This window comes from Massilia sp. Root335 (assembly GCF_001425685.1).
Taxonomy (GTDB): Bacteria; Pseudomonadota; Gammaproteobacteria; order Burkholderiales; family Burkholderiaceae_D; genus Telluria; species Telluria luteola.
The window spans coordinates 1-8,508 of the sequence record NZ_LMCY01000049.1 but is presented as its reverse complement, the minus strand read 5'-3'; the positions used below and the strand labels follow the sequence as shown (position 1 = coordinate 8,508).

At 70.7% G+C, this 8,508-nt stretch carries 6 protein-coding genes and 1 pseudogene; 2 read left to right on the top strand and 5 right to left on the bottom strand.

What is annotated here, in order from left to right:
* From ASC93_RS25275 to kduI, 5 genes and pseudogenes are all read right to left on the bottom strand, one after another.
* Positions 1–813: pseudogene (locus ASC93_RS25275) on the bottom strand (AGE family epimerase/isomerase); the annotation flags it as partial.
* 65 nt (positions 814–878) lie between these two features.
* Positions 879–1,904 carry a hypothetical protein gene (locus ASC93_RS25270; protein WP_056449256.1) on the bottom strand — a complete coding sequence of 342 codons (1,026 nt, stop codon included), beginning with the start codon at positions 1,902–1,904 and terminating at the stop codon, positions 879–881.
* A gap of 15 nt (positions 1,905–1,919) precedes the next feature.
* Positions 1,920–2,945: a sugar kinase gene (locus tag ASC93_RS25265; RefSeq protein WP_056449253.1), complete on the bottom strand. Its 1,026-nt coding sequence runs from the start codon at positions 2,943–2,945 to the stop codon at positions 1,920–1,922.
* Positions 2,942–3,697 (bottom strand): 2-dehydro-3-deoxy-D-gluconate 5-dehydrogenase KduD, encoded by a 756-nt coding sequence (gene kduD, locus ASC93_RS25260; RefSeq protein ID WP_056449249.1) that lies wholly within the window; start codon positions 3,695–3,697, stop codon positions 2,942–2,944. Before kduD ends, ASC93_RS25265 begins: the two co-directional genes overlap by 4 nt.
* Positions 3,698–3,705: 8 nt before the next feature.
* Positions 3,706–4,554, bottom strand: a complete 849-nt coding sequence (gene kduI / locus ASC93_RS25255) for a 5-dehydro-4-deoxy-D-glucuronate isomerase (RefSeq protein WP_082548333.1) — start codon at positions 4,552–4,554, stop codon at positions 3,706–3,708.
* 567 nt (positions 4,555–5,121) lie between these two features.
* On the opposite strand from kduI, the gene ASC93_RS25250 reads away from it, so the two are divergent.
* Positions 5,122–7,317: a tetratricopeptide repeat protein gene (locus tag ASC93_RS25250; RefSeq protein WP_056449243.1), complete on the top strand. Its 2,196-nt coding sequence runs from the start codon at positions 5,122–5,124 to the stop codon at positions 7,315–7,317.
* A 259-nt stretch (positions 7,318–7,576) separates the two neighbouring features.
* The coding region (locus ASC93_RS25245) for an ESPR-type extended signal peptide-containing protein (RefSeq protein ID WP_267874980.1) at positions 7,577–8,508 on the top strand (932 nt) is incomplete at its 3' end.

Here is an 8,508-nt window from a genome sequence, read left to right as displayed (position 1 = left end):
GGCGTCGAACAGCGCGACGGCGCGCGGCGCGAGCCAGTCGGCGTCCCCTTGCAGGTGGGTGCGGTGGCGCTCGAGCAGCAGGAGCAGCTTCGCCCATTCCGTCAGGTGGCCCGGCTGGTAGCCCCAGGGACGGAAGATGTTCGTCTTGTCGTCGCGGTTGTAGTCCCAGTCGACCGACCAGTCGGCGCGGTAGTGTTCCCACACGAAGCCGCCGGCCAGTGCCGCCTGGCGCACCGTGATGTTGCGGGCCAGGAGTTCGGCGCGGTGCAGGTAGCGGACCTCGTTCGTCGCCTCGTACGCCGCCAGCATCGCTTCGCACGCATGCATGTTGGCGTTCTGGCCGCGGTAGGTGTCCAGCGTCGACCAGTCGGCGCTGGCCTGGTCGGCGTACAGGCCATGTTCGGGCAGCCAGAAGTGCGCCTCCATCAGCGCGAACGTCTCGGCGATGTGGTCGCGGGCGTCGAGCACGCCCGCCTGCAGCGCGTGCGCATACGCCAGCACGACGAATGCGAGGCCGTAGCAATGGTTGTCGCCGTCGAGGATCTCTTTGCGGCCGCCGTCCCATGCGAGCTGCCAGGCGTAGCCGCCGGTGCCCGGGTCGCGATGGGCGTCGCGCAGGAAGGCCACGCCGTGGCGCACCGCGGCGAGGTAATCGGGATTGTCGAACCGGCGGTATGCCATCGCGTAGTTGAAGACGAAGCGCGTGCTGCTGACGAGGTGGCGCGTCGTGCGGTCGTACACGGTGCCGTCGTCGCGGAAGAAGTGATAGAAGCCGCCGCTCGGGTCGATGCAGCGCGGGTGGTAGAACCGCATCGTGGCCGCAATGTGGTCGAGCAGGAAATCGGGGGAGCGGAAATCGGGTGCCATGTCGCGGTTCTCTATTCGGAGGTTGTCGGGGAGGTCTGGGGCCAGGCGGCGATGCGGTAGCGGGTTTCCCACGGCGCCTCAGGGGAAATCGCAATGCCCAGCCGGTCCGCCAGCGGATGGCCGGCGGGCGCGGTCGCGACGCGGCCCAGGTCGAAGATGCTGTTCACCGGTTCGGCGCCCAGCGCCAGGTGGTTGCTCATCCAGGGAAAGTGGATGCGCCCGCCGTTGCTGACCCAGAGCAGCAGGTCGGGCAGCTGCGCCGTGTCCCACCACAGGCCGACGCAGGCGTCGTAGTCGAGGTAGTGCAGCGCGAACGGCGCGTCCGTGCCGGTGCCGCCGACCGCCCGCACCTGCAGCAGTTCCTCGGCCGGCGCGCCCAGGGGCAGGTGCGCGAGGTCGACGGGGCCGTCGATGCCGGCGAGCCGGTCGAGGGACGCCGAGCGGGTGTCGGACAGCAGCCGCGACACGGCGCCCGCCGGCTGGGCGGGATAGCTGTGGATGCCGTCGTGCGGGCCGAGCACGACCCGCACCCGCCCCGCCGCCGGCGGCAGGCGGAACGTCGGATGCAGGCCGGCGGGCACGCGGGCCGGCCGCCGCGCCCACACGCGCAGCACGACGTCGACGGCGGGCGCGTGCGGGTCGGCCGTGATCTCGCGCTCCATGTGCTCGATCGGCGAGCCGGGCGGGTAATCGATGGCGAGGTGGATGCGCTGCCCGGTCGCCGACACGCAGCGCCAGTGATGGTTGGCCGCGTAGCCGTGGTTCCAGCTGTCTTCCGGCGCGTGCGTGCGCCAGGCGGCGGGCAGGCCTTGCGGCGGCTCGGTGCAGCCGAACGGCAGGCAAGGCCACTCGCCGCGCAGGCGGCGCATGATGCCGGGCAGGCTGCTGGAGCGCGTCATCCCGGCCCACGGGGCGACGTGCATGATCTCCAGTTCGCGCTCGTCGCCGATGCGCAGGCTGAGCGGCCCGAGCATCGCCCCCAGCGACTGCACTTCCGCGCTGCCGTGGTCCCACGCGAGGCGCCAACTGCCGGTCACGCGCGCCTCCCGGTGTCAGCGCAGCGCATCGAACGCTCCAGTGCGCGCGGCGCCGACGTGGTCGGGGCGCGCGAGGTCGAAGTCGCCGGTGGCCGCGTGTTTCAGCGCGGCGGCCGCGAGCGCGAATCCGGCCACGTCCGCCGGCGCCATGCCGGACTGCAGCCCGTGCAGCACGCCGGCCGCGAACGCGTCGCCGGTGCCGATGCGGTCGACGATGCCGGACAGCCGGTAGCTGCCGCCCGTCACGGTTTTCGTGCGCGTGTGCAGGCACGCCGACAATTCGTGTTCGCCCGCGCCGTGCTGGACCCGGCAGGTCCAGGCGAGCAAGGTCAGGTTCGGGAATGCGGCGAACGCGGTGCGCGCCACTTCCGCGGCGCGCGAGGGGTCGGCCAGTTCCGGACGTCCCAGCACGAGGGCGATGTCGCGCGGGCCGGCGAACAGGACGTCCGCCTGGCGCATGGCGTCGAGGAGCACCGCGATGCCGTCCTGGCCGCGTTCCGCCCACAGCGACGCCCGGTAGTCGCCGTCGAACGCGACGCGCACGCCGCGTGCGCGCGCGGCCCGCATCGCGGCCAGCACGGCGTGCGCGGGGCCGTCGCCGACGGCCGGCGAGATGCCGGACACGTGCAGCCACGCGGCGCCGTCCAGCAGCGCGGGCCAGTCGTACAGGTCGGGGTCGGCCAGCGCGTAGGCCGAGCCGGCGCGGTCGTAGATGATGTCGGCCGGACGCACGACGGCGCCCGGCTCGAGGAAATACAGGCCCATGCGGCCCGGATGCATGCGGATGCCGGACGTGTCGACGCCGTGCGCGCGCAGGCTGTCGAGGGCGGCGCGGCCGAGCCGGTTGTCCGGCAGGACGCTGACCATCGCGGCGCGGTGGCCGAGCAGCGCGAGCGCGACGGCGACGTTCGCCTCGGCGCCGCCCGTGCCGGCGTCGAGGGCCGGCGCCTGCGGCAGCATGCGGCCAGGGGGTGCGGCGAGGCGCAGCAGGATCTCGCCGAAGCAGACGATGCGGCCCGCCATGTCGGGAGCGGCGCTCATCGGGCGAGCCAGCCGCCGTCGACGGGCAGCACGATGCCGTGGACGTAGTCGCTGGCGCGGCTGGCCAGGAACACGGCGGCGCCGGCCAGGTCCTGCGGTTGACCCCAGCGGCCGGCGGGGATGCGGGCGAGGATCGCCGGCTCGCGCACGGGGTCGGCGCGCAGGGCCGCCGTGTTGTTGGTGTCGAAGTAGCCGGGCGCGATGGCGTTCACGTTGATGCCGTGCGCGGCCCATTCGTTGGCCAGCGCCCGCGTGAGCCCCGCCACGGCGCTTTTGCTCGCCGCGTAGGCCGGCACGCGGACGCCGCCCTGGAACGACAGCAGCGACGCGATGTTGACGATCTTGCCGCCGCCGTGGGCGGCCATGTGGCGCGCGGCCGCCTGGGACAGGAAGAACACTGATTTCAGGTTGGTGTCGATGACGGCATCCCAGTCCGCTTCCTCGACGTCGAGGCTGTCGGCGCGGCGGATGATGCCGGCATTGTTGACGACGATGTCGAGCCGGCCGTTCAGGGTGACGGCGGCGTCGACGACGTCGCGTACGGGCGCCGTCGACGCCAGGTCGGCATGGATGTCGAGGAAGCGGCGGCCGAGGGCCGTGACGCGGGCGCCCGTGTCGGTGGCGGCGCTGCGGCCGACCGCCACGATGTCGGCGCCGGCCTGTGCCAGCGCGACGGCGATGCCCTGGCCGAGGCCCGTGTTGGCGCCGGTCACGAGCGCCGTGCGGCCGGCGAGGTTGAACAGGTCGAGCATGGTTGTCCTTATTTGAGCTGGCAGATGTCCAGGACCTTCATGTCCGTGTAATCGAGGTTCTCGCCGCCCATCGCCCAGATGAAGGCGTAGTTCGCGGTGCCGGACCCCATGTGGATCGACCACGGCGGCGACACGACCGCCTGTTCGTTGGCGACGACGATGTGGCGCGCGGCGTCCGGCTCGCCCATGAAGTGGAACACGCGCTGGTCGTCCTGCAGGTCGAAGTAGAAATAGACTTCGGAGCGGCGCTCGTGCACGTGCGGCGGCATCGTGTTCCAGACGCTGCCCGTCTTGAGGATCGTGAGGCCCAGCAGCAGCTGCGCGGACTTGCAGACGCCCGGGATCACGTACTGGTAGATCGTCCGTTCGTTCGAGGTCGCGGCGCTGCCGCGCTCCAGCGGCACCGCCTGCGCGTGCGAGATCTTGGCGAGCTCGCAGCGGACGTGGGCGGGCGTCGACGCGAGATAGAAACGCGCCGGGTTCGCCGGGTCCAGCGATTCGAACACGACGTCGGCGCTGCCCATCGGGACATACAGGCCGTCGCGCGGCGCGAGTTCGAACGCCTGGCCGTCGACGGTGACGCGGCCCGTCCCGCCGGCCACGTTGATGATGCCCAGTTCGCGGCGGGCGAGGAACGGCTGGCCGGCGGCGGACGCCGGTTCGGTGTGGGCGGGCAGGGCGAGCGGACCGTGCACGGGCGCGGCGCCGCCGATGACGAAGCGCTCGTCGTGACAGTAATTCAGCGTGACGGCGTCCGGGGCGAACATCCGGTCGAGCAGATAGCGCTGGCGCAGCTGGTCGTTGCTGGCGCCCGCCATCATGTCGGGGTGGGTTGCGTAACAAGTCTTCGCGAACACTGGTGTCTCCTCGTTGTCCGTTATTGGTTGCCGGCTTGCGGTTATCGATAACAATGATATCAGGGTATTTCGAAAAGTCAAATGTCCGGCGCCTGCCTGCGGGCGCGCATGCGGGGAGCGCCGGTGCCGGAGCGCCGTCAGCGCCCGGACGCCCTTTTTGCGAAAAATGTTGTACACGTTCGTCAACTTTTGTTATCGTTAACGTGCGCTGTATCCGTGACGCCTGACGGATGCTGGCGGTGGTGTGCCGACATCGTGGGCGCCATCGTTCGCGGATGGACGGCGTCGCGGCGCCACCGGCTCGCGCCGGTGCGGCGATCTCCTTGCGGGTACGTTCCAGGCCCGCATTCGACCTGCCTCGGCGATCGGGGCAGGTTTTTTTTTTGACCGGGAAAGCACATTCGGCTTATCGGTTGCTTGCTCCAGTTCTGCCGGGCAGCGTCCCCGATGCTTGCGATGGCGTGGTGCCGGCCCGGCCCCGGCCCGGCCCCGGCCCGCATCGAGCCGTGCCCGCTGCCTGCGTGAGCTGTGTGAGAATAGGGTTTTTACGCAGGTGTGTGCAGTTTCATGGACAAGGCCAATCCAGCCGACGGCGTCATCGCATTGTTCAACGAAGGCCGCTTCGAGGAGGCGCTCGCCCGGGTCGCCGACGCGCCGCCTGACGCGGTCCCCGGCGTCGAGTTGCTGAATATCGCGGCGGCCTGCGCCTGCGCGCTGGCGCGGCCGGCCCAGGCCGAACAGTATTGGAGGCTGGCGCTGCAACGCGATCCCGCGCATGCCCCGACCTGGAACAATCTCGGCATCCTGCTGCAGCAGGGCGGCCGCGGCGCGGAGGCGGAAGCGGCATATCACGAGGCCCTCGCCTTGCAGCCGGGCTTCGCCGATGCGCACTACAATCTTGGCCTGCTGCTCCAGCAATCCGGCGCGCTCGATGCGGCCCAAGCCTGCTACCAGCGCGCGCTGGCGCTCCGCCCCGGCCATGCCGACACCTACAACAATCTCGGCGCCCTGTACCGGATGCGCGAGCAATGGCCGGCGGCGCTGGCCTGTTTCCGGCAGGCGGCGGCGCTGCAGCCGGAGAATGCGCACGCCCGGAACAACCTCGGCCTGGCGCTGGCACAAGTGGGCCGGATGGATGAGGCGGAAGCGGCGCTGGGCCGGGCGCTGGCCTTGCAGCCCGGCTTTGCGGCCGCTCGCGCCAACCTCGACCTGGTGCGGCAGGCGCCCGGCCGCGGCGCGCAGGCACGGCACCGGTCCGTCAATGCCGCCGCAGCCGATCCGGACGATGCGCTGGCCCTGCACCAGTGCGCCGACCTGCTGCAGACATCGGGGCACTGGGCGCAGGCCGAGGCTTGCTACCTCGACGCGCTCGAGCGCGCCCCGGAACGCGCCGGACTGCACAACAACCTCGCCGTCCTGCAGAGCCGGATGGGCCGGCTGGACGCCGCCGAAGCCAGCTACCGCAGGGCGCTGGCCCTGCGCCCGGACTATGCCGAGGCCCTGCATAACCTGGCCATGCTGTACATGCGGCAGCGCCGCCATGCGCTGGCGGAACGGGCGCTGCGCGACTTCCTCGCGCTGCGTCCCGACGATCCGGACGGCCTGAATTCGCTCGGCAACCTGCACCAGCAGATGCACCGCTACGCGGACGCCGAACAATGCTATCGCCGCGCATTGGCGCGCCGCCCGTCCGACCCGAAGTCCCTGAACAACCTGGCGGTGCTGCTGCAGCACGAGGGCCGCGCCGAGGAAGCCGAAGCGGCCTACCGGGCAACGATCGACGCCGATCCCGGCTATCCAGAGGCGCGCTGGAACCTCGGCTTCATGCTGCTGGCGCGCGGCCGCCTGGCGGAGGGCTGGCCATTGATGGAGGCGCGCTACGACCCCGCCCTGGCGCACCCGATCGCCGCCAGGCCGGTTCTCGGATTTCCGCAATGGCGGGACGAAAGTCTCGCGGGCCGCAGCATCGTCGTGTGGCCGGAACAGGGATTCGGCGACCAGATCCAGTTTGTGCGCTACCTGCCGAAATTGAAGGCGGCTGGCGCGTCCCGGGTCACCCTGGTGTGCCAGGACCCGCTCGTGCCGCTGCTGCGCGACGCCGCCGGCGCCGATGCCGTGCTGGCCCTGAGCGAGGCGGCGACGCGCCTGCCGCCGCATGACTACTGGGTCTTCATGCTGAGCCTGCCGATGCATTTCAGGACGACGCTGGCGACCATTCCGGCCGCCTTGCCCTACCTGGCACCCGATCCCGCGCGCGTCCGGCGCTGGCGCCCACGGCTCGGCGCGGACGGCGTGCGCGTCGGCCTCGTATGGCGCGGCTTCGGCGGGCACGTCAACGACGCCAACCGCTCGCTGCCCGACCTGGCTTGCCTGGCGCCGCTGTGGCGGGTGCCGGGGGTGGTTTTCGTCAGCCTGCAGCGCGGCATGGACGGGGAGGGCGCCGGCGCCGCCACGCCGGACTTGCCCTTGCTGGACCTCGGCGCCGGGATCGCCGACTTCGCCGACACCGCCGCGATCGTGTCGCTGCTCGACCTGGTCGTCTGCGTCGATACCGCCGTGGCCCACGTGGCGGGTGCGTTCGGCAAGCCGTGCTGGGTGCTGTTGCCGGCCGTCCATCCGGACTGGCGCTGGATGGAAGCGCGCGCCGATTCGCCGTGGTATCCCGGGGTCCTCAAGCTGTACCGGCAAACCGCGCCGGGCGACTGGCGCACCGTCGTCGACGCCGTCGCCGCGGACCTGGCGGCCTGGACCTCGCGTCCCTGAGGACCGTCCGCTGCCGGTCCTCCGGGGGCCGGCGCCGCGGACCCTTGTCACCTTCCGTTGTATCGGAGCAGCAGAATCGGTAAAAACGATTCAGATACAAAAAATATGTTGCCTGACAGCATGTTTCAAATGAGAATTCGCTGACCGTCTGCAATCCCCTTTCTTACCTAATTCACTGCCGCTCCTCGCCGCCGCCGCCCCCACCCGCCCGCGCATCCGCGCGCGCGCGCCGCCGCTTGCCGCATTGCGAACACATCATATGAATCATATCTACCGCCTGGTCTGGAACAAAAAACGAAACATGCTCATGGCCGTCGCCGAGTTCGCGAGCGCGCAGGGCAAGGATGCGGCAGGCGAGGCCGATGCGAACGGCCAGCCTGGCGCCGGCCGGCAAGCGGGCCCCGCCACGCCTGGCGCCCGTAGTCTGTTGGCGGTGGCGATCCTGGCAGTCTTCCCGGTGGTCTCGTTTGCGCAGATCCAGCAGCATACGATCGCCTACGGTAATGTCGAAACCTGGTCGGATACCGATGGCACGAACGCCGCGGCGGTCGGCTGGCAAGTGATCAACGACGGCGGGCTCGACATCTCGGCCACCGTGGCCGGATCGGCCGTCCAGAGCCTGGCCGGTTCCGGCAGCGTCCTGCTGGGTTCCCAGACCTTGAGCCTGCTCGCCGCGCAGGATACCTTCGGCGGCGTGCTGTCCGGATCGGGCGGCTTGCTGTTGCAGGCCGGCTTCGAGACCCTGGGCGGCACCCAGACCTACACCGGCGCGACCACCATCAATCCGGCCGGGACTCTGATGCTGGCCGGTTCGGGCAGCGTCGCGCTGTCGAGCGGGGTCGTCAACAATGGCCTTTTCGATATCTCGGCAACCGACAATGGCAGCCGGATCCAGACCCTCAATGGTTTCGGCGCCGTCATCCTCGGCGGCCAGACCCTGACCCTGACCAATGCCGGCGGCACGGTGGTCCAGAACACGGGCGGCCTGCCTGGCGTGCCGATCCTCGGATCGGGCGGCGTCGTTCTCGGTGCCCCGAACCTGGTCCTGGGCAACGCCAGCACTGACTTTTCGGGCGTGATCCTCGGCGCCGGCGGCCTGACGGTCAGCGGCGGCGTCGAGACCCTGGTCGGCATCAACGGCTACACCGGCGCCACCACGATCGGCCAGGGCGCGACCGTGGCGCTGGCCGG